A 21,408-nucleotide genomic window follows, 5' to 3' on the forward strand; every position below is an offset into this window, starting at 1 on the left:
GGTGACGGTCAGGATTCCGAGGAATGCGTCCATGCGGTAATCGTCGTACTGGGATGACACTCCTGACAGTGGCAGGACTGCCGTACACCATCGAATTACTGCCAGCTCCGTGGCACACTGGCGGTGTGCTGAAAAACGTGGCCGTCGCACTGCTCGACGGCGTGCATCCCTTCGAACTCGGCGTCGTTTGCGAGGTCTTCGGGCTGGACCGCAGTGACCAGGGACTTCCGGTGTACGACTTCGCGGTCGTCTCGGCAGAGGGCCCCGCGCTGAGCACGCACATCCCCGGGTTCACGGTCTCCACGCCGTACGGCCTCGACCGGCTCGACGAGGCCGATCTGATCGCCGTGCCGGCGGGCAGCGACTACATCGGCCGGGAGTATCCGCCCGCGCTGCTCGACGCCCTGGTGCGGGCCGTGGACCGGGGTGCCCGGGTGCTCAGCGTCTGTTCCGGCGTCTTCGTGCTCGGCGCGGCCGGACTGCTGGACGGCAGGCGCTGCGCGGTGCACTGGCGGCAGGCCGACGAGCTCGCCCGGCGCTTCCCGCGCGCGGTGATCGAGCCCGATGTGCTGTACGTGGACGAGGACCCGGTGATCACCTCGGCGGGCACGGCCTCCGGGATCGACGCCTGTCTGCACCTCGTGCGCAAGGAGGAGGGCGTGGAGGTCGCCAACGCCATCGCCCGGCGCATGGTGGTGCCGCCGCACCGGGACGGCGGGCAGGCGCAGTACATCGACCGCCCGCTGCCCCGCTCCCAGTGCGACACGGTCGGCGATGTCCTGACCTGGATGGAACGGCATCTCGACGAGGAGGTCACCGTCGAGCAGCTCGCCGACCTCGCGCACATGTCCCCGCGCACCTTCGCGCGCCGCTTCCAGCAGGAGACGGGCACGACCCCCTACCGCTGGATCCTGCGCCAACGCGTCCTGCTGGCCCAGCAGTTGCTGGAGACGACGGACGAGACGGTGGACGCCGTCGCGAGCCGGACCGGGTTCGGCACCGCGGCGGCGCTGCGCCACCAGTTCGTCCGTGCCCTCGGGACCACCCCGAACGCCTACCGGCGCACCTTCCGGGGCCCGGAGGCGGCCTGATCCGTCACCTGGGCACCGGCCTGAGCAGCAGGTTGTGCGGACGCAGGGTGATGCCCACCCGGGTGCTGTCGTTGGACCCGGACACCTGCTCGAAGCGGTACTTCGTGGCCACCGCCGCCGTGATCAGCGTCAGTTGCGCCATGGAGAAGTGATCGCTCGGGCACTTGCGGTTGCCCACACTGAAGGGGCTCATGGCGTATTTGGGCACATCCTTCACGCGTTCCGGAAGCCAGCGGTCGGGGTCGAACCGAAGGTTGTCCGCGTACGACTTCGCATCGCGCTGGATCGCGTACGGGCTGTATACGATGTCCGCGCCCGCCGGAATGCGATACCCGCCGAGCCCGGCGTCGGTCACCGCCCGCCGCGTCAATATCCAGACGGCCGGACGCAAACGCATCGCCTCGACGACGACATTGTTCGTGTACCTGAGCGCCCGGACATCCTCGAATGCGACGGGCCGACCACCGGTGACGGATTCAACCTCCGCGGCCACCCGGTCGGCGTGCTCGGGATGTTCCGCGAGCACTTGCAGCAGCCACATGATCGTGGACGCGACGGTTTCGCTTCCGGGGGTGAGTATCGCGACGACCTGGTCGTGGATCTCCTGTTCCCCGATCGGCTCGCCATTCTCTTCCTTCGCCTCCAGCAAGGCCGTCAGCAAATCGTCCGGCTTTTGACCAGATGCCCGCCGCTCGGCGACGATCTCGTCGACCAGCCGATGCAAGTCGGCCAGGGCTCGGTTGAATTTACGGTTGGGCGGAAGCGGCAGCCGGTAGAGCGGTCCGGCGGGTATCACCATCCTGCGGTACATACCACGGAAGACGGTGGCGAGTGCAATGCACAGCCGCTCGGCCCGTTCGTCCATGTAGTCCCCGCGCAGCAGACAGCGGGCGGCGATCCGGACGGCCACCCGGAAGGACTCCGAGGTGCAGTCGATCGTCTCGCCGGGGCGCCAGCGCACGGTCAGCGCATGCGCCTCCTCCTCCATGATCGGCCCGTACGCGGGGATCGCGTCGAGCCGGAACGCGGGCTGGATGGTGCGCCGCTGGCGCCGGTGCCGAGGTCCGTTGGCGGTGGCCACACCCTCCTTGCCGAGCAGGCCTTCGAGGGACTCCCACAGCGGCCCGTCGATCTTGAAGTCGGCACTGAGGGCCAGGGCGCCGGTGAGGTCCGGGGTGGTGACCGCGTACACCGTCTTCGGGCCGAGCTTCAGCCGCACGACATCGCCGTGCTCGCGCAGCGCCGCCATGAAGGAGAGCGGATCGCGCACCAGCTTCCAGCCGTGGCCGAGCAGCGGGACGCCGCCGCCGGCGAGGGGCGGCTCACGCAGTTCCGATTCCGCATATATCTGCGCTTCGGGCTTCACGGACTCGACGGTCATTTCTCACCTGCCGCTTCGTTGTTGACGTACGGGGGCGTGGACCGGTCGTCCCAGCTGTCGACCATGTACCGGCCGGACTCGTGGTGGAACCAGTAGACGGTGCTGAACCAGTTGCGCATATTGCACACACAGGCCCGTACGGCGGCACTCAATTCCTTTCCCCGCAAGGTGCCGTCGGCGAGAGCATCGGCGAATCGAAGTGCGGCCCGCTCGGCGACCAGGAATTCGGTAATGCATTCCTCGATGCGCCGCCTTACTTCCACCACCGCTTCTTCCAGAGTCAGCCCCTCGTGTTTGATGAGACTGATTCCGAGATTGTGCACCTCATCGCCCGCTATTTCCTTGGGAAGCGAGCAGAGGTCGTTGTACCAGGCGGCGAATTCCTGGCTCAGCAGCGCCGCCCGCCGATATGCCGGGTGTTTCCGTATCGAGTCCGGGAGTTCACATCCGGCGCTCGGCTCCAGCAGATCGGTCCAGATCCAGTGCGCGAAGGTGAGCCGGCGCAGTGCGAGGTAATCCTCGACGGTGGGGATGATTCCGTTCGTCCGGTTGTGGAATTCCTGGTCGTACGCCTCGATCACCGTGTGGAAGTGCCGGGCGAACCGGGCGTTCCAGGTCGAGGGCAGGAACGAGTACAGCCGCACCATGCTGTCCGCGAACCCGGCCACCAGCGGATCCTCGTGGTGCAGGTGGTCCTCGGGTGCGTCGAGGGACGCATGCAACCGGAACCTCAGCCGCCGCCAGGCGGACGGGCGGCGGTGCACGATGTCGCGGTCGTGTCGGTCGTCCCAGACGAAGAACCACGCGCTGTAGTCCGCAATGGCCTGCAGGACCTCGTCGGGGGCGCCAATGTAGTACCCCGCCATGAGGTCGGTGTAGCAAAGGCCGTCGGCATATTCCTCCACCTTGTCCGCCGGCATGAGCCGTTTTTCCAGCAGCCAGGTGCGGGTCTTCTCCTGAAGCCGGGGCCAATACGGATGGAGTTGCCTGGGAAATGCAGCCTCGATCACCGGAAGGTAGAGCGATGGTGGAACCGCGACCGCCGTCGGCGTCGATGTGGTGCTGTGTGAGAAAGCATGCACGAACAAACCCCTCTCAGCCGCCAGTTGCGCACACCCCTCCCGCTGTGCCGGGCGTGCGCCGTTGCGTATCCCCGCACTTCCCATTCAGCACCACAACTGACCGATCTGGGAACGGATTTGCTCCATTCACTACCCCACGATGCCGAGAATCTCCCCTTGTGTGACTGATTATGGATCAGTAGATACGCACCACATGGGCTCGAACGTGCGACGCACAGACGAACGGCGCCTGGTCAGGAAGAGGTTCCTGAACAGGCGCCGTGCGTCTGGGACTTGAGGGACGTCAGTCGTTTGCGACCACCGGGTAGCGAGGCTCGCTCTCGGCCATCTGCCGCAGCGCGTCCTTGCGTTCACGCTTGGAGAGCCGGTCGATGTAGAGGTAGCCGTACAGGTGGTCGGTCTCGTGCTGGAGGCAGCGCGCGAAGTAGCCGGTGCCGCGCACCTTGATCGGGTTGCCCTGCTCGTCCTGCCCGGTGACCTCGGCGTAGTCCGGCCGGGCGAGCGGCGCGTACGCGGTCGGCACGGACAGGCATCCTTCGTTGCTGTCGTCGAGACGGCGCTTCTCGGCGGGCAGGTCGACGAGCTTGGGGTTGCAGACGACGCCGACATGCCGGGTGCCCTGGTCGTCCTGGCAGTCGTAGACGAAGACCTTCAGGTCCACGCCGATCTGGTTGGCGGCCAGGCCCACGCCCTCGGCGGTGCGCTGCGAGGCGAACATGTCCGCGACCACCTGGTCCAGCTCCGGGCCGAACTCGGTGACGTCCTTGCACTCCTTGTGGAGCACCGGGTTCCCGACGAGGGTGATCGGCCGCGAGGTACCCCGCTCGCGCCAGGCGTTCTCGCGCTCCTCGGTCTCCTCGGTGTCGATGACGAAGCCCTCGTCGTCCACGGGGAGCACGCCCGCGTGCTGCTGATCGGTGTCCTGCTGCGCCATGACCGACGTATGCCTTCCTGGAAAACTGGGATTCGGTGCTGATACAGGGTACGGCGATGCTTCAGCAGACCTCTTCCAGATCCCGCCAGTCCCGGGAATCGGGGCTGTCCGCGACCCATCCGTCCAGCAACCCCCGCACCAGAGAAGCCGGCGCGGCCACTCCGCACTCGCGCTCCGGCACCCACAGCTGTCCGTCCGTCCGATGCCCCAGCGGGCCCGGATGCCCCGGCTCGCTGTGGTCGTGCGGGTCGAGATGCTCCCCGTCGCCCTCGTCCGAGGGCATCCGGGACTCGGAACATGTGCGGCAGAGCAGCCGTACCGAAGAAGACCAGTCCTCCGCCGCGAACCCGGCGTCCGCCGCGAGCTGCTCCAGCGCGTCCCGGTCCGCCTCGGTCGCCGCCTCCAGCAGCACCACCCAGGTCGGCACCGGGGAGGGCGCCCACAGCTCGATCTCGTCGAAGACGGGGTACGCGTGCCCCGCGGCCGTCGTCCGCTCCCCGTGGGGCACGCCGTCGTGCAGGACGACCTCGCCCCAGCGCCGCCCGGACGACGGCAGCGGAATCGACAGCACCTCGATCCGCGCCGGATCCAGTCGCCGCCCCCACACCACCTCGGCCTCCCCCTCCGGGGACAGCCGTACGGCCGCGCTGCCGAGGTCCATGCCGACCGGCTCCCCGGAGTCGGTCGCACCGCCCGGCACCCGCAGCCCGTAGGCCTGCCAGGCCCGCCGGGCCAGCGGCCAGTCCTGCAGGGCGGTGGCCGCGATGCCGACGTTCCACCAGTCGGGCGCCCCGGTCTCCCGGTCGAGCAGCGCCACGGCCCTCAGGCCCGCCGCCCGCGCCTGCTCCCAGTCGTGCCGGAACTTGTGCAGCAGGGCGAGGTTGAACCAGGACTCGGAGAGCCAGGGCTCCAGATCGGCGGCACGTGTCAGCAGCGCGCCCGCGTCCTCGTACCGACCGTCGCCGATCAGTGTGAACGCGCGGTCGGTGGCCTGCCGCCAGGAGGCGGAGGGCCGGTGCCGTCCCTTGCCGAAGATCCTCACGTTTCCCGCCTGCCAGTTCCGTGGAGTGGGCCGGCTGTGCCCCCGGACAGCCTCTCGGAGACCCTCTCCCTTCGCATCCAACCACGTACCGCTGGAGGGGCGCTCATTACCCATGGGTTACCCCGCTCGACCCAAGGTCAGACAGTCTCTTGACAGGACCCTGGCCAGCGCCTCGACAACCTCCGGCGCATAGTCCCCCGCGGTGCCGAGCCGCAGCTCCTCCAGCGCCTTCAGCGGCCCTTCCGGCCCGGTCCCCTGGGCCTTCTCCTCGTAGGCGTTCACCGCCCGTACGATCCGCGCGGCCACCGGCTGCTCCCGGCACGGGTCGGCCTGGCGCTCGACGACGACCGCGACCGAGCCGTCGACGCCGGTCTGGCGGACGACAGCGCCGCCGAGCAGGGCGATCCTGCGCTGTTCGGCGGCGGACAGGTCGGCGGTGGCGCCGGACGGGACCGGGTCGACCAGGCTGAGCTGTCCGATGTCGTGCATGAGCGCCGCGTACTCCAGCACGGTGAGCTCGGTCCCGGACAGGCCCAGGTCCCGGCCGACGGCGACGCTGAGCGCGGCGACCCTGCGGGCGTGCCCGGCCGGGGTGTATCCGGCGACCTCGGTGGCCCGGGCGAGGGAGGCGATGGTCTGCCGGTAGGTGGCGCGGACGGCGGCGTAGCGGCGGAAGGAGAGCTGGGTGAGCAGCAGTGGCAGGCAGAACACGGGCAGTGCCCACAGGCCGACGACGGCCACCGCGAGCGCCATCACCGCGCCGGTCGCGCAGACGGCCGAGCCGATCCCGAGCAGGGCTCGCATCTCGTCCCTCAGCAGCGGGCCGAACGGCCATCCGGTCCTGGAGTGCGCGAGCGCGGCGGCGAGTACGGCGTCGCACAGGGCGGTGAGGGCCAGCAGCGCGATCAGCAGCAGCGCGTAGGCGGCGCCGCTCCACTCGTCGAAGAAGCCCCGGTTGTACAGGGGTTGGAAGCAGACGGCGGCGAAGCCGACGGTGAGCACCCGCCGGGCCAGCTGGTCGGGCTCCAGGCCCCGGCCGCGGGCGATGTGCGGGGCGCCGCCGAGAAGGGCGGCGATGACGACGATGGTGACGACCTGGAGCACACCGTGGTGCGTGGGCTGCCCCGCGTCCTCACCGAGCAGGGCGTACGACAGGGCGCCCGCGGCACCGAGCGGCGCGGCCTCCCGGACCTGGGCGCCGGTCCACCGGGTGAACTCACCCACGGTGATGAGGAGCCCGAACGCAAGCGCGACGGGACGTTCCTCCAGACCGTTCCAGAGCGTGCCGACGAGTGAGACGACGCCCAGCAGGGCGGCCGAGGCATGGATGAGGACGAGGATCCACCCGGGCCGGGCCGCGCTCATCGACGGGCTCCCGGCCTGCTGGCGACCGGCGCGCCCGGCGCCGGAACCCGCCCCTCGCCCGCGGTGACCTCCGGACGCCATCCCCACCGCTCGATCACCCGCACCAGCGCCGACACCATCCGCGGATCGAACTGTGTGCCCGCGCACCGCTCCAGCTCCTGAAGAGCCACGCAGACGGGCCGCGCCCGCCGGTAGGACCGTGTGGACGTCATCGCGTCGAAGGCGTCCGCGACGGCGACGACCCGTGCGGACTCCGGGATCTGCCCGCCCACGAGCCCGTACGGATACCCGCTCCCGTCGAGCCGCTCATGGTGATGCAGTACGGCGGCCCTGGCCTCCCCGAGGAAGGAGATGCCCCGCACCATCTCGTGCCCGTACTCCGGATGCAGTTCGATGATCCGCCGTTCCTCCGGGGTGAGCGGGCCGTCCTTGCGCAGCAGCCGGGTGGGCACCCCGAGTTTCCCCACGTCGTGCAGGATTCCGGCGAACCGCAGCACCTCCACGCGCTCGGCGTCCATGCCCAGCTCGCGGGCGATCATCATCGAGGCCTGTCCGACGCGCTCGCTGTGTCCGCGGGTGTAGCCGTCCTTGATGTCGACGGCCTGCACCAGCGCCCGGATGGTCGCCTGGTGGGCCGCCCGCTCCCGGTGGTACTGCGCGAACACCCACCAGGACACGCACATCGGCAGCAGCACGAGCAGCGCGGCGACCGGACCGTAGGGGCTGCGCCACAGGACGGCCATCATCAGACCGGCGAGGCCGTGTACGGCGACCGGCGCCAGCGAGCGCAGGAAGAGCCCGCGCCAGGCCCGGCGGACCGGCACCCGGTCGGCGAGGGCGAGGATGCCGCCGTCGAGCAGGGTCAGCACCAGGCAGAAGGCCAGGACCGCGGCCCAGGCGGGGAGCAGGGCGTACGGGAAGTCGGCGGCGACGACCGCGTCCCGCCCGTCCAGCGCCCAGTGCACCCGGGCGGCGGCCCAGACGGCGAGCGCCAACCGGGCGGCCCGCCATGTCCGTCGTACGAGCGCGCCTTGGGAGAGCAGTGCTCCGGGTATCGCCACGAGGGCCGCGGCGTGCGGGGGCAGCAGAAAGGCGCCGGCGAGCAGGACCGGGTAGAAGGTGCCGGCGAAGCGCCGGCGGGCGATCTGCTCGCAGCCGGCGTACAGCGCGGCCAGGAGGGCGAGGGCCCACCAGGGCGTACGGATCGTCGGCAGCGGCAGCAGACAGAGCAGGGCGCCGAGGGCGGCGCAGGCCACGTACACACGCGCCCGCGCGGGAATCCCCTCCATGAACCCCTCCCCTGACCATGCCTGTCCAGGCTCCGGAGCCTAGGGCGGCCAGGGGGGAGGGTGCGGGCGCATCAGCCGCCGATTAGCACGTTCGAGTGATGACCGCCCGTTCCCGGGGCGGGAGTTCAGGACTCCTGCGGGGTGACGGTGACGTCGTGCTCGGGGACGGCCTGCCCGGAACGGATCAGGTCGAGCCGTCCCAGAACCTTGGAACGCAGGTCGGTCGGCACGTCGTCATGCCCGCAGCACCGCTTGACCAGCTTCTTCACGGCCTCTTCGAGCCCGTACTTCTCCAGGCACGGCGAGCACTCCTGGAAGTGCTGCTTGAACTTGTCGCGGTCGACGTCCGGCATCTCGCTGTCGAGGAACTCGTAGAGATGGTCGAGAACCTCGCTGCAATCCGTCTCGTGCGGCTCTCCGCAGCTCATGAGCCCGAGCCTTTCGCTTCGTTCGACTCTCCGGCGCCCGCCGGGACCAGCCCGCGCTCACGGGCGTAGTCCTCCAGCATGCCGCGCAGTTGACGGCGGCCCCGGTGCAGCCGGGACATCACCGTACCGATGGGTGTCCCCATGATGTCCGCGATCTCCTTGTACGCAAAGCCCTCCACGTCCGCGAGATAGACGGCGATGCGGAATTCCTCGGGGATCGCCTGCAGCGCTTCCTTCACGTCCGAGTCGGGCAGATGGTCGAGCGCCTGCGACTCCGCGGAGCGCAGACCCGTCGACATGTGCGACTCGGCACGGGCCAGCTGCCAGTCCTCGATCTCCTCGGCCGCGGAGCGCTGGGGTTCACGCTGCTTCTTGCGGTACGAGTTGATGAAGGTGTTGGTGAGGATCCGGTACAGCCAGGCCTTGAGGTTGGTGCCCTCGCGGAACTGGTGGAAGGACGCGTACGCCTTGGCGTACGTCTCCTGCACCAGGTCCTCGGCGTCGGCCGGGTTGCGCGTCATGCGCAGGGCGGCCGAGTACATCTGGTCGAGGAATTCGAGCGCGTCCCGCTCGAAGCGCGCGCTGCGCTCGGCGGTGGTCTCCGCGGACGTGTCCGTGCTCGTGCCCTGGCCCTCGGGCAGCTCCGCCTGGCCGTTGTCGGCCCCTGCGTCGGTACCGGTGACCGGACCCACCTCCTCAAGATTCCGGGCAGCACCGAAGCCGGTGTCGCCAGAATCGGAGGATAGACGACTACCCGTTCCCGCCGCCCCTCGAATAGGAGCGGTCTTGGCCGCGTGCAGCACTGTCCAGTCCAGGTCGGTGCGGCTGCTGCGGGCCGGGCAGAAGGTCGAACCCATGCGGCGGACTTCCTCTCCTACGACGTCGGTGCTGGTGGCCAGCGCTTCTGTCCGCCTCAACAGTGGTACGGGGCGCAACATTCCCGAAGCTTTACCTGCGTGACGCGGTCCACTGCACCACGGCGTCGGTGACCATCGCCACGGCCTGCTCCTGGGTGATGTCCGCCCGCTTCGGCACGGCGAAGCCATGGTCGCCGTAGGGCACCTCGACCAGTTCGTAGGAGCCGTCCGGGAACTCCTCGGGCTTGCCGAAGGGGTCGTTGCCGCCCTGGACGACGAGGGTGGGCACCCCGGAACCGAGCAGCTCCTCGGCGCGGGACTTCTCCGGCTTGCCCGGTGGGTGCAGCGGGAAGCTGAGCGCGAGGACGGCGTGGGCGCCGAGTTCCGTGGCGGTACGGCAGGCGACGCGGGCGCCTGCGCTGCGGCCGCCGGAGATCACCGGTAGTCCGGGCTCGGTCAGCGCGGGCCAGACGCCACGCCAGCCGACGTCGAGGGTCTTCGGGGCGGGGGCGACCTTCTTGCCGGCCACCCGCCAGGGCTGCTCGACGAGGGCGACGGTCACGCCGTGCGCGGGCAGCACCTGGGCGAGCGCCTTGAGGTCCCGCGCCTCGACGCCCCCGCCCGCGCCATGGCTGACCGCCAGTACCAGGCGGGCCTTCCTCGCCTTGTGCCAGGTGACGCGGGCGTCCCCCGCGTCCGTGCTGATGATCTCGGTCGTCACATCAGAAGAGGTCGTCACATCAGAAGAGTGTGCCTTCCTCGGGCCCCTCCAGCTCCTTCAGCAGCTCCGGGCCGTTGTTGCGGACGTTGCTGACGGCGGTGGTCACCGGGTAGGCGCGCATCAGCCCGGCGGGCGGCGGGGCGAGCAGCTCGCGGAGGTCGTCGACGTCGGTGCGGGACGGGTCGAGCCAGGCGTCCCAGCGGTCCGGGGTGAGCATCAGCGGCATCCGGGGGTGAATCTCGGCCAGCGCGTGCGGGCCCTCGGCGGGGGACACGGCGAGCGGGGTCGTCTCCGCGTCGGTGGTGATCACGGAGCAGGTCACCCACCAGGCCTGGGGGTGGTCGTCGGGCAGGGTCTTGTCCCGCCAGAACTCATAGAGGCCGGCCATCGCGAAGACGGAGCCGTCGGCGGGCAGCACGAAATAGGGCTGCTTGCGCGGCCGCTTCTTCTTCCCCTCCTCCTCCAGGTTCCGCTCCTGCTTGCCGGTGACCCACTCGTAGTAGCCATCGGCGGGCAGGATGCAGCGGCGAGCGGCGAAGGCACGGCGGTACGACGGCTTCTCGTGGACCGTCTCGGCACGCGCGTTGATCATCCGGGCGCCGCCCTCGGGCGTCTTGGACCAGGACGGGACGAGCCCCCACTTGAGCTTGCGCAGCTGGCGAACCGGGCGCTTGTCGTCGGCGTCCTTCACAGGGCGGTCCAGGACCGCGTAGACCTCTTTGGTCGGAGCGACGTTGTAGTCGGGCTCCAGGGTCTCCTCGGGTTCCCACTTCTCGATCTCAAAGATTCCTGCGAGATCCTCGGGCCTACGACTCGATGCATACCGTCCGCACATACGTGCCACACTGCCAGATTCCTTAGGAACAGAGGGAGCACCCCGGACACATGGACAGCAGCACAGCGACCTCTCTGTGGGACGAGCTCGCCGGCACCCAGACCGACCCCGACCTGTGGGTCGTGATCGCGACCCTCGTGGCCGCCGTGGCGGTGGTCGTCCCGCAGGGCGTGTGGCGCGTCGCCCGCAACGCGATCACCATCGCCCACGAGGGCGGCCACGGCCTGATCGCCCTGCTCACCGGCCGGCAGCTCACGGGCATACGCCTCCACTCCGACACCAGCGGCCTCACGGTCAGCCGAGGCAAACCGCACGGCCTCGGCATGATCCTCACGGCGGCGGCCGGCTACACGGCTCCCCCGCTGCTGGGCCTGGGCGGCGCGGCTCTGCTGGGCGCGGGCCGCATCACCCTGCTGCTGTGGCTGGCGACGGCCCTGCTGCTGGCGATGCTGGTCATGATCCGCAACGCGTACGGGGCGCTGACGGTGGTGCTGACGGGCGGAACCTTCGTGCTGGTGTCGTGGCTGGCGGGACCGCAGGTGCAGGCGGCGTTCGCGTACGCGGTGGTGTGGTTCCTGTTGATCGGCGGGGTGCGTCCCGCTTTCGAGCTACAGGCGAAGAGGGCGAGGGGCGGAGCGGGCGACTCGGACGCGGACCAGCTGTCGAGGTTGACGCATGTACCGGCGGGCCTGTGGCTGTTCCTCTTCCACGCGGTATCGCTGTGCTCGCTGATAGGCGGCGGAAGGTGGCTCTTGGATATGTGACCAGCCACAACGGACCCGCAGCCGAAAGCCGACCCGCATCCCCCTGCCCACTAGAGTGGAACGCATGGCCCCGAACCACGCACAAAACGCCCTCTGGCCCGCCCCCCACGCGCGCGGTGCCGTCGAAGCGACCGTCCACGTGCCCGGGTCCAAGTCGGTCACGAACCGAGCCCTCGTGCTCGCAGCCCTCGCCAGCGAACCCGGCTGGCTCCGCCGCCCCCTCCGCTCCCGCGACACCCTCCTGATGGCCGGCGCGCTGCGTGCCATGGGCATCCAGATCGAGGAGGGCGTCGGCCCGGACGGCTCCGGCGAGGCCTGGCGCGTCCTGCCCACGGGCCTGCGGGGCCCCGCCACGGTGGACGTCGGCAACGCCGGCACCGTGATGCGCTTCCTGCCGCCGGTCGCGGCCCTCGCCGACGGCCCCATCCGTTTCGACGGCGACCCGAGGTCGTACGAGCGCCCCCTGCACGGTGTGATCGACGCCCTGCGTGTCCTCGGTGCCCGGATCGACGACGACGGACGTGGCGCGCTGCCGCTGACCGTGCACGGCGGCGGTGCCCTGGACGGCGGTCCGGTGGAGATCGACGCCTCGTCCTCGTCGCAGTTCGTGTCGGCCCTGCTGCTGTCGGGCCCCCGCTTCAACCAGGGCGTGGAGGTCCGGCACACCGGCTCCACGCTGCCCTCCATGCCGCACATCCGGATGACGGTGGACATGCTGCGCGCGGTCGGCGCCCAGGTGGACACCCCCGAGTCGGGCGGCGAGCCGAACGTCTGGCGGGTGACGCCGGGCGCGCTGCTCGGCCGTGACCTGACCATCGAGCCAGATCTGTCCAACGCCCAGCCGTTCCTGGCGGCCGCCCTGGTCACCGGCGGCAAGGTGCTGATCCCCGACTGGCCGTCCCGTACCACCCAGCCCGGTGACCGGCTGCGCGAGATCTTCACCGAGATGGGCGGTTCCTGCGAACTGACCGAGTACGGCCTGGAGTTCACCGGCTCGGGCGCCGTGCACGGCATCGACGTGGACCTGAGCGACGTCGGCGAGCTGACCCCGGGCATCGCGGCGGTCGCCGCCCTCGCGGACTCCCCCTCGACGCTGCGCGGTGTCGCGCATCTGCGGCTGCACGAGACGGACCGGCTGGCCGCGCTCACCAAGGAGATCAACGAACTCGGCGGTGATGTCACCGAGACCGCCGACGGTCTGCACATCCGCCCGCGCAGGCTGCACGGCGGCATCTTCCACACGTACGAGGACCACCGCATGGCGACCGCCGGCGCGATCATCGGCCTCGCGGTCGAGGGCGTGCAGATCGAGAACGTGGCGACGACGGCCAAGACCCTGCCGGACTTCCCCGAACTGTGGGCCGGGATGCTCGGGAACTGACGGGCGGACCGGGATCATGCGCCGCTACGGCAAGCACACCGACGAGGACGACATCCGCAGCCGCCCGAACCGCAAGGGCAACCGGCCGCGTACGCACATCCGCCCCAAGCACGAGGACGCGACCGAGGGCATGGTCCTCACCGTCGACCGGGGCCGGCTGACCTGCCTGGTCGAGGACCGGGTGGTGATGGCGATGAAGGCCCGCGAACTGGGCCGCAAGGCCGCGGTGGTCGGCGACCGGGTCGCCATCGTCGGCGACCTGACCGGCAAGAAGGACACCCTCGCGCGGATCGTCCGTATCAAGGAACGCGGCTCGGTGCTGCGACGGACGGCGGACGACGACGATCCCTACGAGCGGGTGGTCGTGGCCAACGCCGACCAGCTCGCCATCGTCACGGCCCTGGCCGACCCCGAACCCCGGCCGCGACTGATCGACCGCTGTCTGGTGGCGGCGTACGACGGCGGTCTCGATCCGCTGCTGGTGCTGACCAAGTCGGACCTGGCCCCGCCCGACGAACTCCTTGAGCTGTACGGCGCGTTGGGTGTTCCGTATGTCGTGACCAGCCGTGCGGAGCTGGAGAACGGCGAGGCGGTGGACCGCGTGCGCAAACAACTCGACGGCAAGATCACGGCTTTCGTGGGGCACTCGGGCGTCGGCAAGACGACACTGGTCAACGCGCTCGTGGCCAAGGAGCGGCGGCGCACGACGGGGGTCGTCAACGCGGTGACGGGCCGCGGCAGGCACACGACGACGTCGGCGCTCGCGCTGCCGCTCCCGGACGACGACGGATGGCTGATCGACACCCCGGGCGTACGGTCCTTCGGGCTGCACCACGTGGACCCGTCCCGAGTCATCCACGCCTTCCCGGACCTGGAGCCGGGAACCGAGGGCTGCCCGCGCGCGTGCAGTCATGATGAGCCGGACTGCGCGCTCGACGAGTGGGTGGCCGAGGGTCACGCGGACCCGGCGCGGCTGTACTCACTGCGCAGGCTGCTGGCCACGAGGGAGCGCAAGGAGGGTGACTGACCTCCGCGTTGTTTGTCTCCACCCGAGTCCGGTAAGGGCATAATCGCACCGAGCCGGAACCAAGCCTGACCAAAGCCTGACGAAGCGGTCACAGTATGCGGGGATACGGGAGGACAGCACATGGCGTGGCTGCTGGTCGTTGTGGCGGGACTGCTCGAAACAGGGTTCGCTGTCTGTCTCAAACTCTCCCATGGCTTCACGAGACTCTGGCCGACGATCGCGTTCTGCATCTTCGCGCTCGGCAGCTTCGGTCTGCTGACCCTGTCCCTGAAGAAACTCGACGTCGGCCCGGCGTACGCGGTGTGGACCGGCATCGGCGCGGCCGGTACCGCGATCTACGGAATGATCTTCCTCGGTGACATCGTCTCGACGCTGAAGATCGTCTCGATCAGCCTGGTGATCGTGGGGGTCATCGGGCTTCAGCTGTCGGGTTCGGCGCACTGAGGGGTGTCAGACCTGTAACTGCCGGTGCAGGGCGCCCCGTACGAGATCGGCCACCCCGCCTTCCCCCGGCGGAGCCGACACACACGACAACGCGATCCGGACGACGAGCTCGCAGGACCGGGCGAGTTCACCGCTGTCCGTTTTGTTGGCACCGGGTCCGGACAGTGCGGCCACGGCACGGTCGCGGACGATGGTCACGAAGTCGCCGGGTGAGGGCAGCGGGCCGTCGGCGCGGCGTTGTGCTGGTACGGCGGAGGAGGACGGGACGGCCGAGAGGGTCGGCGAGGGCAGGCGCTCGCTCCAGCAGCCGGTGAGCATGGCGCGCACGAGGGCGTTGTCGCGGGCGGCGGTTGTGGTCCACTCGGCGGTGGCGGTGAGCCGGTCCCGAGGGTCGGACTGGGTGTTCAACGCCCGCTCCACACCGGCGAGATAGGAATCGGCCTCCCGACGCACGAGCGCCCGGGCGAGCCCCTCCTTGCTCCCGAACTCGTTGTAGAGGGTCTGCCGCGAAACCCCGGCCGCAGCGGCCACGTCCACCATCCGCACAGCCGACCAGCTCCGACGCGCAAGCGCCGTATAAGCGGCATCCAGCAGAGATTCCCGCGCTGCAGGCATCGCGCCTCCCAGGGCCCCGGCTCTGCGCCCAGATTTGACGCGCATGACGGCACTGTCAAGGGTTGCGGAGCGGTGCGGCGAGTGGTGTGGGCGTGCACTGCCATCCTGGCCGGCTGCGCCCACCCCGCCCGGCACCCACCCCCGCACTGTCCACACTCCGGCCCCGGTAGCCCCGTACAACCATCCGCGGATACCGTTCACAACATGCCCGACTACCTGGACGACCTCCGCCTCGCCCACGTCCTCGCGGACGCCGCCGACGCGGCCACCATGGACCGCTTCAAGGCCCTCGACCTCAAGGTCGAGACAAAGCCGGACATGACCCCGGTCAGCGAAGCGGACAAGGCGGCGGAAGAACTCATCCGCGGCCAGCTCCAGCGCGCCCGCCCCCGGGACGCGATCCTCGGCGAGGAGTACGGCATCGAGGGCACAGGCCCCCGCCGCTGGGTCATCGACCCCATCGACGGCACCAAGAACTACGTCCGGGGCGTCCCCGTCTGGGCCACCCTCATCTCCCTGATGGAGGCGGGCGAGGGCGGTTACCAGCCAGTCGTCGGCGTCGTCTCCGCCCCCGCCCTCGGCCGCCGCTGGTGGGCCGCGAAGGGCCACGGGGCCTTCACCGGCCGTAGCCTCTCCTCCGCCACCCGCCTGAAGGTCTCCCGCGTCTCGAAGCTGAGCGACGCCTCCTTCGCGTACTCCTCGCTGAGCGGCTGGGAGGACCAGGGCCGTCTGAACGGCTTCCTCGACCTCACCCGCGAAGTCTGGCGCACGCGCGCGTACGGAGACTTCTGGCCGTACATGATGGTCGCCGAGGGTTCCGTGGACATCTGCGCCGAGCCGGAGCTGTCCCTCTGGGACATGGCCGCCAACGCCATCGTCGTCACGGAGGCCGGCGGCACCTTCACCGGCCTCGACGGCCGCCCGGGCCCGCACAGCGGCAACGCCGCCGCCTCGAACGGCCTGCTCCACGACGAGCTCCTGGGCTACCTGAACGAGCGCTACTGAGCCTCACGCGCCCCCTTGTTGACCCTCTCTTTGCCTGCCACTCTGAGAGTCCCGCCCCTTGTGCATTTGTGAAAAGATGAACAAGACGAACACACGGCGGGGACTCCACAGGAGGTGGCTGCATCCATGCTCGTCCGCGACGCCATGAGCACCGTGGTCCTCACCATCGGCCCCACCCACACCCTTCGCCAGGCCGCCGCGCTGATGTCCGCCCGCCGGGTGGGCGCGGCCGTCGTCCTCGACCCGGACGCCGGTGGTATCGGCATCCTCACCGAACGTGACGTCCTCAACTCCGTCGGCCTGGGCCAGGACCCGGACGCGGAACCCGCCCACGCCCACACCACCACCGACGTCGTCTTCGCGGCGCCGTCCTGGACCCTGGAGGAGGCGGCCCACGCGATGGCACACGGCGGCTTCCGCCATCTGATCGTCCTCGACCACGACGAGCCCGTGGGCATCGTCTCGGTCCGGGACATCATCCGCTGCTGGGCGCCGCTACGGCAGAAGGTCCCGGCCTAGAGGACGAACGAACGGGCCGGACCCCCTTCGCTGAGGAGATCCGGCCCGCTTCGGCAAGCGATCCAACGCTGGTGGGTGTGTCAGCCGCGCAGGGCCTGGACCGCGGCCTCCAGCCGCTTGCCGAAGTCGGCGTCCGCGTTGCGGAAGTTGCCGATCGCCCGCTCGACGATGTCCTCGCGCGAGACCTTGGCGACAAAGCCCGCCAGGTTCTCGATCAGACGCTCCTTCTCGTCGTCGGACATCAGCCGGTAGAGGTTGCCCGCCTGCACGAAGTCGTCGTCCTCGGCATGCACGGGCGCCGGGTGGTTGCCCGTGCCGCCGCCGAAACCGTCGTACGGCTGCCACAGCGGACGACCGGTCTGCGCCGGGCCGCCGAAGCTGTTCGGCTCGTAGTTCTTCGCCCCGCCGTGGCGGCCGTCGTAGAGGAAGCCGTCGCGGGAGTTGGTGCGCGCCTCGGTGGCGTGCGGGCGGTTCACCGGGAGGTGGTCGGCGTTGATGCCGACGCGGTAGCGGTGGGCGTCGCCGTAGGCGAAGAGACGGCCCTGGAGCATCTTGTCCGGGGACGGGCCGATGCCGGGCACGAAGTGGGCCGGGCTGAAGATCGACTGCTCGACCTCGGCGAAGACGTTCTGCGGGTTGCGGTTGAGCTCCAGCTTGCCGATCTCGATCGGCGGGTAGTCCTCGTGCGGCCACACCTTGGTGAGGTCGAACGGGTTGAAGCGGTACGTCGCCGCGTCCGCCGCCGGCATGATCTGCACCTGTACGGTCCAGGTCGGGAACTCCCCGCGCTCGATGGCGGTCCGCAGGTCGCGCTGGTGCGAGTCGGGGTCCTTGCCCGCGAGCTCGTCGGCCTCCGCCTGCGTGAGGTTCCTGATGCCCTGGTCGGTCTTGAAGTGGTACTTGACCCAGAAGACCTCGCCGGCCTCGTTGTTCCACTGGAAGGTGTGCGAGCCGTAGCCGTTCATGTGGCGGTACGAGGCCGGGATGCCGCGGTCACCGAAGAGCCAGGTCACCTGATGCGTGGACTCCGGGCTCAGGCTCCAGAAGTCCCAGACGTTGTCCGCCTCGGTCGAGCCCGTGTACGGGTCGCGCTTCTGCGTGTGGATGAAGTCCGGGAACTTGATGGCGTCCTTGATGAAGAACACCGGGGTGTTGTTGCCGACGAGGTCGTAGTTGCCCTCCTCGGTGTAGAACTTCAGCGCCCAGCCACGCGGATCGCGCACCGCGTCCGCCGCACCGAGGTTACCCGCGACGGTGGAGAAGCGCAGGAAGGTCTCGGTCTGCTTGCCGACCTCGGAGAGGAACGCGGCCCGGGTGTACTTCGTGACGTCGGCGGTCACCGTGAAGGTGCCGTACGCACCGGCGCCGCGGGCGTGCACCACACGCTCCGGGATGCGCTCACGGTTGAAGTGGGCCAGCTTCTCCAGAAGGAGCTGGTCCTGCACGAGCACGGGGCCACCGACGCCCGCGGTCTCGCTGTTCTGGTTGTCGGCCACCGGTGCACCGGCTTCCGTGGTGAGCGGTCCCTGCGTCACGTACGCCTCCTGCGCCATTCCTTGCTGTTCCTGTCCCTTGGCTAAAGCCGTTCCCGATCCTACAATGGACAATGTCTAAGTCAAATAAGGTTCCAAAGTCACACCTGTTCGGAACCTGGTCCCCTTGCTGTTAGGCTGTTGTCCATGAGCGACCTTCTGGAACGGCTGCGCGGACGTGGATGGCGGATGACCGCGCAGCGGCGCGTCGTGGCCGAGGTCCTCGACGGCGAACACGTCCATCTGACGGCCGACGAGGTCCACTCCAGGGCTGTCGCCAAACTGCCCGAGATCTCTCGCGCGACCGTCTACAACACACTGGGCGAGCTGGTCAGTCTCGGTGAGGTGCTTGAGGTCGCCACCGACAAGCGCGCCAAGCGGTACGACCCGAACGCGCACCGTCCGCACCACCACCTGGTCTGCGCCCAGTGCGGCGCGATCCGGGACGTCCACCCGAACGGCAACCCGCTCGCCGACCTCCCCTCCTCGGAACGCTTCGGCTTCACGGTCTCCGACGTCGAGGTGACGTACCGCGGCATCTGCCCGAACTGCGCGGCGGCCGCGTAACCGGACGCCCGTAAGGAGCCCCGGTACCGATCACTCGGTGCCGGGGCTTTTTGCCGCCCGTGCCCGCGACCTTCACGGGCCGCCCGGGGATCCGCACGTCATCACCGCGCCCGGCGGCCATGATCTTTCAGGCCCGCATGGCCCTGTCGGACTTCGCGCACGCGTACCGGTGACACGGGCCCTATGCGAGGAGGCAGTAGGCCACAACGGCTGACAACACCAAAGGGCCGGAACCCTTTCGGATTCCGGCCCTTGGCCTTCAGTAGCGGGGACAGGATTTGAACCTGCGACCTCTGGGTTATGAGCCCAGCGAGCTACCGAGCTGCTCCACCCCGCGTCGGTGAATGCAACATTACGTCAAGGACGCGGACGGAAGCAAATCGCTTAACGGCGTCACGCCGACAGCTCCTCGCGCAGGGCGTCCCGCAGCCGAGCCGCCCGCTCCGCGACCTCACCGGGCCCCAGAGCCACCGCGCGATCAGCCCACCGCTGCCCCTCCGCCAGCTCGCCGCGACGCGCGTAGACCAGAGCCAGCCGCAACGCCGCCCGCCCGTGCCCGGCGTCAGCGGCCCGAGTCCACCACACGGCGGCCTCCGGCTCGCTCCCCTCCCGGGCGAGCAGCAGCCCCAGATTGAAGGCACCGTTACGGGACCCGGCCTCCGCCGCCTCCCGGTACCACCGAGCCGCCTCCACGACATCGCCCCGCGCGGCGGCCAGCATCCCCACCCGCACCTGCGCCCGCCGATGTCCCTGACCAGCAGCCCGCTCGTACCACTCCTCGCACTCGCTCTTCTCGTGCACGGACTCCCCGAGCTCATGCGCGGAAGCCGGCGGCCGCCGAGCATCGAGCACGGTGGCCAGCCGATACGCGGCCTCGGCACTGCCACCCCCCGCGGCACACCGAAGATGCCGCTCGGCCCCGCCCTCGTCCCCGTCCCGGAGCCGAGCGATCCCGACCTGAAGCGCGGCCTCGGTATGACCGGCGGCGGCCGCCTGCTCGTACCACCGCAACGCGACCCCGTCCTCACCCCGCCCGGCGAACAGAATCCCCAGGTTGAAGGCGGCATCCACACTCCCCGCCTCCGCGGCCTTGGAGAACCACGGCTCCGCACCGGCGGTGTCACCGCCCTGGAGCAGCAGAATCGCGAGCGCGTTGGCCGCCTCCCGGTGCCCGGCATACGCCGCACGCCGGTACCACTGCTCCGCCTGCGCGGTCCGCCCCTGCTCGGCGCAGAGCAGCCCGAGGTTGTACGCGCCGTTCACATCACCGGCGTCCATCGCGGCCCGGTACCAACGCTCGGCGGTCTGGGTCTCCCCCCGCTCGGCATGCAGCGCGCCGAGCGCGTTGGCGGCGTTCCCGTCCCCCTCCTGCGCGGCCCGCAGCCACCACACGGCGGCGCTCTCGGTGTCCCCCGCGTCACGCAGCAGGAATCCGAGCGCGCAGGCGGCCCGCGCCTCGCCGTCCTTGGCAGACGTCAGATACCAGCGCCCGGCCTCCTTGAGCTCACCGCGCCGTTCCAGGATCGCCCCGAGGTGCAGCGCGGCCCGCCGGTGCCCACGCGCGGCGGCCTGCCGGTACCACTGCTCGGCCTCCTCCACGGCCGGCGAAGCCGCCTCGGAACCATCTGCGACACCGTTGTCACCGTCGGTCTCCCCCGCACCTCGCCGGTCCAGCGCTCGCGCCAGCCGGTACGCGGCCTCCCGGTGCCCCCGCTCGGCCGCGGACCGCATCCACTGCTCGGCCCCGCCGTCACCGCGGTGCTCCAGCAGATCGGCAAGCGCGTAGGCCCCCAGCGCGTGCCCTTGCTCGGCGGACTGCCGCAGCCAGTACTCGGCGGCCGGTTCGTCCCCGCGCTCACGGTGATGACGGCCCAACGCGTGCGCGGCCGCGGCCGATCCGGCGACGGCGGCGATGCGCCACCAGCCGGCGGCGTCGTCGGCGTACCCACGCTGATGAAGAAGAACTCCCAGATTGTTCGCGGCGGCACGGTCCCCCGCGGAGGTGGCGGCACGCAACTGGGGCTCGGCTCCGTCGAGATCACCGCGGCGCAGCAGCAGGGCGCCGAGGACACTCATCGCCTCGACGTCGCCGGCCTCTGCGGCGAGCCGCAGGCGCAGTTCCTCGGCAGCCTCACCGACTTCATCCCGGTCGGAAGACTGCACAAAACGCCCTGTCTCCAACAGAGTTGCCTTGTCCCCCATAACGTCCATCGTCGCACCACCTGCAACCTGGGTATACCTGGTATACCGCAGCCAGTGAGGTCACTTCAGCGTTTTGTCGACATGCCCACAGAGAGACAAGTCAAACACAGGTCAACCAACTCCCCACAGCGGCACGGCCGTCCCACCCCTCGGCACATGCGTTCGCACATCACGAAGGCCCGGATCCCTGTGAGGATCCGGGCCTTCGCCATCAGTAGCGGGGACAGGATTTGAACCTGCGACCTCTGGGTTATGAGCCCAGCGAGCTACCGAGCTGCTCCACCCCGCGCCGTTGTGTTGCAACCGTACCACGGCGCGGGGTGGGCC

At 69.8% G+C, this 21,408-nt stretch carries 21 protein-coding genes and 2 tRNA genes; 8 read left to right on the forward strand and 15 right to left on the reverse strand.

The features are described from left to right. Positions 1-125 precede the first annotated feature (125 nt). On the forward strand, positions 126-1,091 hold the full coding sequence (locus H4N64_RS25445; protein WP_186284737.1) for a helix-turn-helix domain-containing protein: 966 nt from the start codon (positions 126-128) through the stop codon (positions 1,089-1,091). Between the two features lie 4 nt (positions 1,092-1,095). Here the strand turns inward: H4N64_RS25445 and H4N64_RS25450 are convergent, their stop codons facing one another. From H4N64_RS25450 to H4N64_RS25495, 10 genes are all read right to left on the reverse strand, one after another. Next, positions 1,096-2,472 carry a bifunctional albaflavenone monooxygenase/terpene synthase gene (locus H4N64_RS25450; protein WP_186284738.1) on the reverse strand — a complete coding sequence of 459 codons (1,377 nt, stop codon included), beginning with the start codon at positions 2,470-2,472 and terminating at the stop codon, positions 1,096-1,098. Continuing rightward, on the reverse strand, positions 2,469-3,554 hold the full coding sequence (gene cyc1, locus H4N64_RS25455; RefSeq protein ID WP_186284790.1) for an epi-isozizaene synthase: 1,086 nt from the start codon (positions 3,552-3,554) through the stop codon (positions 2,469-2,471). The genes H4N64_RS25450 and cyc1 overlap by 4 nt, the downstream gene beginning before the upstream one ends. 283 nt (positions 3,555-3,837) lie before the next feature. Next, positions 3,838-4,488: a peptide deformylase gene (gene def / locus H4N64_RS25460; RefSeq protein ID WP_186284739.1), complete on the reverse strand. Its 651-nt coding sequence runs from the start codon at positions 4,486-4,488 to the stop codon at positions 3,838-3,840. A gap of 61 nt (positions 4,489-4,549) precedes the next feature. Then, the gene (locus tag H4N64_RS25465) at positions 4,550-5,530 is read right to left on the reverse strand and encodes a tetratricopeptide repeat protein (protein WP_186284740.1); all 981 of its coding nucleotides are present in this window, start codon (positions 5,528-5,530) and stop codon (positions 4,550-4,552) included. 117 nt (positions 5,531-5,647) lie between these two features. Next, positions 5,648-6,895, reverse strand: coding sequence for an HD-GYP domain-containing protein (locus H4N64_RS25470; RefSeq protein WP_186284741.1), 1,248 nt, complete (start codon positions 6,893-6,895; stop codon positions 5,648-5,650). Further along, positions 6,892-8,184: an HD-GYP domain-containing protein gene (locus H4N64_RS25475; RefSeq protein WP_186284742.1), complete on the reverse strand. Its 1,293-nt coding sequence runs from the start codon at positions 8,182-8,184 to the stop codon at positions 6,892-6,894. The genes H4N64_RS25470 and H4N64_RS25475 overlap by 4 nt, the downstream gene beginning before the upstream one ends. Positions 8,185-8,309: 125 nt before the next feature. Next, positions 8,310-8,612, reverse strand: coding sequence for a mycothiol system anti-sigma-R factor (gene rsrA / locus H4N64_RS25480; RefSeq protein WP_186284743.1), 303 nt, complete (start codon positions 8,610-8,612; stop codon positions 8,310-8,312). Further along, positions 8,609-9,304, reverse strand: coding sequence for an RNA polymerase sigma factor SigR (sigR, locus tag H4N64_RS25485; protein ID WP_336246803.1), 696 nt, complete (start codon positions 9,302-9,304; stop codon positions 8,609-8,611). Before sigR ends, rsrA begins: the two co-directional genes overlap by 4 nt. Positions 9,305-9,560: 256 nt before the next feature. Beyond that, positions 9,561-10,208, reverse strand: coding sequence for an alpha/beta hydrolase family protein (locus H4N64_RS25490; protein WP_336246802.1), 648 nt, complete (start codon positions 10,206-10,208; stop codon positions 9,561-9,563). Position 10,209: 1 nt separating this feature from the next. After that, positions 10,210-11,025 (reverse strand): SOS response-associated peptidase, encoded by an 816-nt coding sequence (locus H4N64_RS25495; protein ID WP_186284792.1) that lies wholly within the window; start codon positions 11,023-11,025, stop codon positions 10,210-10,212. 50 nt (positions 11,026-11,075) lie between these two features. On the opposite strand from H4N64_RS25495, the gene H4N64_RS25500 reads away from it, so the two are divergent. The 4 genes from H4N64_RS25500 (at position 11,076) to H4N64_RS25515 (ending at position 14,641) form a co-directional block, all read left to right on the forward strand. Beyond that, entirely contained in the window at positions 11,076-11,789 is a 714-nt protein-coding gene (locus tag H4N64_RS25500) for a M50 family metallopeptidase (protein WP_186284744.1), read from the forward strand. Positions 11,790-11,853: 64 nt separating this feature from the next. After that, on the forward strand, positions 11,854-13,170 hold the full coding sequence (aroA, locus tag H4N64_RS25505; protein ID WP_186284745.1) for a 3-phosphoshikimate 1-carboxyvinyltransferase: 1,317 nt from the start codon (positions 11,854-11,856) through the stop codon (positions 13,168-13,170). A gap of 16 nt (positions 13,171-13,186) precedes the next feature. Next, a complete protein-coding gene (gene rsgA, locus H4N64_RS25510) occupies positions 13,187-14,197 on the forward strand; it encodes a ribosome small subunit-dependent GTPase A (RefSeq protein WP_186284746.1) in 1,011 nt (336 codons plus the stop codon). 120 nt (positions 14,198-14,317) lie between these two features. Then, positions 14,318-14,641, forward strand: a complete 324-nt coding sequence (locus H4N64_RS25515; RefSeq protein ID WP_186284747.1) for a DMT family transporter — start codon at positions 14,318-14,320, stop codon at positions 14,639-14,641. A gap of 6 nt (positions 14,642-14,647) precedes the next feature. On the opposite strand, the gene H4N64_RS25520 is transcribed toward H4N64_RS25515, so the two are convergent. Next, positions 14,648-15,256: a TetR/AcrR family transcriptional regulator gene (locus H4N64_RS25520; protein ID WP_186284748.1), complete on the reverse strand. Its 609-nt coding sequence runs from the start codon at positions 15,254-15,256 to the stop codon at positions 14,648-14,650. A 204-nt stretch (positions 15,257-15,460) separates the two neighbouring features. Here H4N64_RS25520 and hisN point away from each other — a divergent pair, with 204 nt between their 5' ends. Further along, a complete protein-coding gene (gene hisN / locus H4N64_RS25525; protein ID WP_186284749.1) occupies positions 15,461-16,261 on the forward strand; it encodes a histidinol-phosphatase in 801 nt (266 codons plus the stop codon). 126 nt (positions 16,262-16,387) lie between these two features. Then, entirely contained in the window at positions 16,388-16,780 is a 393-nt protein-coding gene (locus tag H4N64_RS25530) for a CBS domain-containing protein (RefSeq protein WP_186284750.1), read from the forward strand. An 80-nt stretch (positions 16,781-16,860) separates the two neighbouring features. On the opposite strand, the gene H4N64_RS25535 is transcribed toward H4N64_RS25530, so the two are convergent. Further along, a complete protein-coding gene (locus H4N64_RS25535; RefSeq protein ID WP_186284751.1) occupies positions 16,861-18,333 on the reverse strand; it encodes a catalase in 1,473 nt (490 codons plus the stop codon). 126 nt (positions 18,334-18,459) lie between these two features. Here H4N64_RS25535 and H4N64_RS25540 point away from each other — a divergent pair, with 126 nt between their 5' ends. Continuing rightward, the gene (locus tag H4N64_RS25540) at positions 18,460-18,879 is read left to right on the forward strand and encodes a Fur family transcriptional regulator (RefSeq protein ID WP_186284752.1); all 420 of its coding nucleotides are present in this window, start codon (positions 18,460-18,462) and stop codon (positions 18,877-18,879) included. Positions 18,880-19,142: 263 nt separating this feature from the next. On the opposite strand, the gene H4N64_RS25545 is transcribed toward H4N64_RS25540, so the two are convergent. The 3 genes from H4N64_RS25545 to H4N64_RS25555 form a co-directional block, all read right to left on the reverse strand. Then, positions 19,143-19,216, reverse strand: a tRNA-Met gene (locus H4N64_RS25545). 56 nt (positions 19,217-19,272) lie between these two features. After that, positions 19,273-21,090, reverse strand: coding sequence for a tetratricopeptide repeat protein (locus H4N64_RS25550; protein WP_186284753.1), 1,818 nt, complete (start codon positions 21,088-21,090; stop codon positions 19,273-19,275). 206 nt (positions 21,091-21,296) lie between these two features. Beyond that, a tRNA-Met gene (locus H4N64_RS25555) sits at positions 21,297-21,370 on the reverse strand. Positions 21,371-21,408 lie beyond the last annotated feature (38 nt).

The organism is Streptomyces cupreus (assembly GCF_014257025.1).
Classification (GTDB): Bacteria; Actinomycetota; Actinomycetes; order Streptomycetales; family Streptomycetaceae; genus Streptomyces; species Streptomyces cupreus.

Coding starts and splice junctions, on each gene's coding strand:
- H4N64_RS25550 (WP_186284753.1), bottom strand. CDS start 21,090: ATGGACGTTATGGGGGACAAGGCAACTCTGTTGGAGACAGGGCGTTTT.
- H4N64_RS25450 (WP_186284738.1), bottom strand. CDS start 2,472: ATGACCGTCGAGTCCGTGAAGCCCGAAGCGCAGATATATGCGGAATCG.
- hisN (WP_186284749.1), top strand. CDS start 15,461: ATGCCCGACTACCTGGACGACCTCCGCCTCGCCCACGTCCTCGCGGAC.
- H4N64_RS25475 (WP_186284742.1), bottom strand. CDS start 8,184: ATGGAGGGGATTCCCGCGCGGGCGCGTGTGTACGTGGCCTGCGCCGCC.
- H4N64_RS25520 (WP_186284748.1), bottom strand. CDS start 15,256: ATGCCTGCAGCGCGGGAATCTCTGCTGGATGCCGCTTATACGGCGCTT.
- H4N64_RS25535 (WP_186284751.1), bottom strand. CDS start 18,333: ATGGCGCAGGAGGCGTACGTGACGCAGGGACCGCTCACCACGGAAGCC.
- H4N64_RS25495 (WP_186284792.1), bottom strand. CDS start 11,025: ATGTGCGGACGGTATGCATCGAGTCGTAGGCCCGAGGATCTCGCAGGA.
- H4N64_RS25470 (WP_186284741.1), bottom strand. CDS start 6,895: ATGAGCGCGGCCCGGCCCGGGTGGATCCTCGTCCTCATCCATGCCTCG.
- rsgA (WP_186284746.1), top strand. CDS start 13,187: ATGCGCCGCTACGGCAAGCACACCGACGAGGACGACATCCGCAGCCGC.
- H4N64_RS25540 (WP_186284752.1), top strand. CDS start 18,460: ATGAGCGACCTTCTGGAACGGCTGCGCGGACGTGGATGGCGGATGACC.
- H4N64_RS25515 (WP_186284747.1), top strand. CDS start 14,318: ATGGCGTGGCTGCTGGTCGTTGTGGCGGGACTGCTCGAAACAGGGTTC.
- H4N64_RS25500 (WP_186284744.1), top strand. CDS start 11,076: ATGGACAGCAGCACAGCGACCTCTCTGTGGGACGAGCTCGCCGGCACC.
- H4N64_RS25530 (WP_186284750.1), top strand. CDS start 16,388: ATGCTCGTCCGCGACGCCATGAGCACCGTGGTCCTCACCATCGGCCCC.
- aroA (WP_186284745.1), top strand. CDS start 11,854: ATGGCCCCGAACCACGCACAAAACGCCCTCTGGCCCGCCCCCCACGCG.
- def (WP_186284739.1), bottom strand. CDS start 4,488: ATGGCGCAGCAGGACACCGATCAGCAGCACGCGGGCGTGCTCCCCGTG.
- rsrA (WP_186284743.1), bottom strand. CDS start 8,612: ATGAGCTGCGGAGAGCCGCACGAGACGGATTGCAGCGAGGTTCTCGAC.